At 62.9% G+C, this 2,644-nt stretch carries 4 protein-coding genes; 3 read left to right on the top strand and 1 reads right to left on the bottom strand.

Annotated features, from left to right (window positions below; all coding sequences use genetic code 11):
* The first annotated feature begins 500 nt into the window (after nt 1-500).
* The 3 genes from DBR23_RS14015 (at nt 501) to DBR23_RS14005 (ending at nt 2,229) form a co-directional block, all read left to right on the top strand.
* Nucleotides 501-1,256 (top strand): TerC family protein, encoded by a 756-nt coding sequence (locus DBR23_RS14015; RefSeq protein ID WP_056056589.1) that lies wholly within the window; start codon nt 501-503, stop codon nt 1,254-1,256.
* Between the two features lie 86 nt (nt 1,257-1,342).
* Nucleotides 1,343-1,801: a hypothetical protein gene (locus tag DBR23_RS14010; protein WP_056056591.1), complete on the top strand. Its 459-nt coding sequence runs from the start codon at nt 1,343-1,345 to the stop codon at nt 1,799-1,801.
* Between the two features lie 74 nt (nt 1,802-1,875).
* Nucleotides 1,876-2,229, top strand: a complete 354-nt coding sequence (locus DBR23_RS14005) for a phage holin family protein (protein ID WP_056056593.1) — start codon at nt 1,876-1,878, stop codon at nt 2,227-2,229.
* Here the strand turns inward: DBR23_RS14005 and DBR23_RS14000 are convergent.
* Nucleotides 2,197-2,644, bottom strand: a 448-nt coding sequence (locus DBR23_RS14000) for a tetratricopeptide repeat protein (protein WP_146191342.1), incomplete at its 5' end; no start/stop codon positions are given. The two genes, DBR23_RS14005 and DBR23_RS14000, sit on opposite strands and share 33 nt — an antisense overlap.

Below are 2,644 nucleotides of genomic sequence, written 5' to 3'. Positions count from 1 at the left end.
GCGCAGGGGCACAAGAGGGGCTGGATGATAGCGGCCCGCCACAAGGGATGCTGGCAGTGGTGGTATCCGCCGTATTTCCCCGAGCGAGGTAGCACGCCCAGCCCCACCCCGGCGTGTACGCAGTAACCACAACACCCCGGCCCTTGCGCTGCCTCGCCGGTAATGTTCCAATCGCGGTCTCGAAGGGGAGTAGCTCCCGCCTTGCCAGCCAGCCCACCGCCATCCGGGCTTGAGCGGCACAAGGCATCGGATTTGTCGTCAATACGAAGCTTTGCTTCCGGCAATCCGGGTTCACGCATAACCAGCTTGTGTAGAACTGAGCAAGACCTTTGATGGGCCCACCGTGGGCTGATCAAGGCCGTCCCTTCGCTTGCCATGTCTCCCCTGTCTGGGGCAAGCCTTCCTTGACCAGGTCACCGTAAGCCCCCTATCCCTGCGGGGGACTCGGCGCTACAGTGGCGCCAGGATCCTCGTTTCGCGCCACTGACATTGAGGAATTTATGGACTTTTTGGCTTCGCCCGAATTCTGGCTCGCACTCGGCCAGATCATCATCATCGACATCCTGCTGGGTGGTGACAACGCCGTGGTCATTGCCCTGGCCTGCCGCAAACTGCCCCCTGCACAACGCACCAAAGGCATCATCTGGGGCACTGCGGGCGCCATCGTGCTGCGCGTGATCCTGATCGCCTTTGCGATGACCTTGCTGGCGCTGCCCTTCCTCAAGTTCGTGGGTGCGCTGCTTCTGGTGTGGATCGGTGTGAAGCTGCTGGCTCCCGATGAAGAGGGCCATGGCGACGTGCAAGGCAGCGACAAGCTGCTGGCTGCCATCAAGACCATCATTGTGGCCGACTTGGTCATGAGCGTGGACAACGTGATCGCTATTGCCGGTGCGGCCCAGAACGCAGGCGACCATTCGTTCCTGCTGGTGGTGCTGGGTCTGCTGATCTCTATCCCGATCATCGTCTGGGGGAGTCAGCTGGTCATCAAGCTCATGGAGCGGTTTCCCCTCATCATCACGCTGGGTGGCATGCTGCTGGGCTGGATTGCCGGCGGCATGCTGGTCACCGACCCAGCCCTCGCCAACCCTGACAAGTGGCAGTGGATGCTCAAGATGCCCGTCGATAGCGTGAGCGGCGAAGTCACCGATGTCGTGAAGTACGGGGCCAGTGTGGCCGGTGCGCTGCTGGTTTTGCTGGCTGGCAAGATCATCCTGGCTCGCCGTGCCAGTGCCGGCTCGGCACCGGCTGGGCACTGACCGCTTCACGCGGATTGCATTGCATCTGAGGCGGCGCAGGGGGCCATACCGCTCCCCTGTGGTCAGCATCACACCTGGAGGTGGGTATGGACAGAGTCATCGTGTATGTGGACGACGCAGCGTACGCACAGCAAGTGCTGGCACCCCTGTGTGGGCGCCCAGCCAGCGCACACACCCATTGGGTGCTGGTAGCGTGTGCGCCACGCATGACCCACCGTGTCAGCAAATGGGTGAGCCACAGCACCCGCGAGAACTGGCGTACCAAGTGGGCGGACAAGCTGTTCGCACAAATTGTTCCGACACTTCATACCCCCTCGGGGGCTGTAACCACCGTGGTGGCCAAGGGCCCGTTGGCCGAGCTCACGGCTCAACTTCAGGCAGATGCCGGCGGTATGGTGACCGCACCCGTGGTGGACGCGCGCCGACCCAAGTCCGAGCCTGTGCAGCCCACTGGCCGCGTGGACGGGCGCTGGTCGTCACTGTCGGGCACGCTAGGCAGCGTGCTCACCGGCTTTGGTGTGTTGTGGGTGCTGGCGCTCGAATAGGCCGGTAGGCGTGTGTGGCCAGGCAAGCCACATCCAATCATTGCAGCACAGCAGGCCAGTGCTATTCTCCGGCCATGCGACTTCTTCTGAAATGGCTGCTCAGCGCTGCATCGCTGCTGTTTGTGGCTTACATCTACAGCGGTGTGGAGGTGAAAAGCTTCACCTCGGCGCTGATCGCGGCCTTCGTGATCGGCCTGTTCAATGTGGTGTTGCGACCGGTGCTGGTCGTACTCACCTTACCCGTCACCATCGTTACGGTCGGGCTGTTTCTCTTCGTCATCAACGCACTCATGTTCTGGGCAGCGGCCAGCGTGCTGGACGGCTTCCACGTCGCCGGTTTTGGGGCTGCGCTGCTGGGCTCGCTGATCTACTCGGTGCTGGGCCTGGTCATCGAATCAGCGCTCGGCGGCCTGTTCGCGAAGAAGTGACTCCATCGCACGCAGGCGCGTGTCGATGATGGAGGCCTCAATATGGTCCACCGCCGCACCGCCGCGGCGAGCCATATCCTGGCCGGCCTTGAACCGGTCTACAGCGGCGGCATAGTCATAGCGCGCAGCCTGCGCTTCTGCCTCGGCACGAATCGCCCTGAGCGCCTGGCCTTGTGCTTGCCAGGTGGACGCCAGTAGTTGCCACACAGTCGCATCCTTGGGGTGGGTTGCCACCCAGGTTTGCAAGGCTTGCGTGGCGTCCGCGGGTCGGTTGGCGCGCAACAGGGCTTGGGTACGCAGCACAAGTTCTGGCCTGCGCGCGTTGTTGCCATCTGGAATGGACGGCAGGGCCGCAGATGCATCGCCAGCTGCCAATTCGGTCTCTGCCACCAACAGGCGTGCGAGGCGATGCGCA

It is taken from the genome of Acidovorax sp. HMWF018 (assembly GCF_003061035.1).
Classification (GTDB): domain Bacteria; phylum Pseudomonadota; class Gammaproteobacteria; order Burkholderiales; family Burkholderiaceae_C; genus Acidovorax; species Acidovorax delafieldii.
This window is presented reverse-complemented; position numbering and strand designations above follow the sequence as displayed.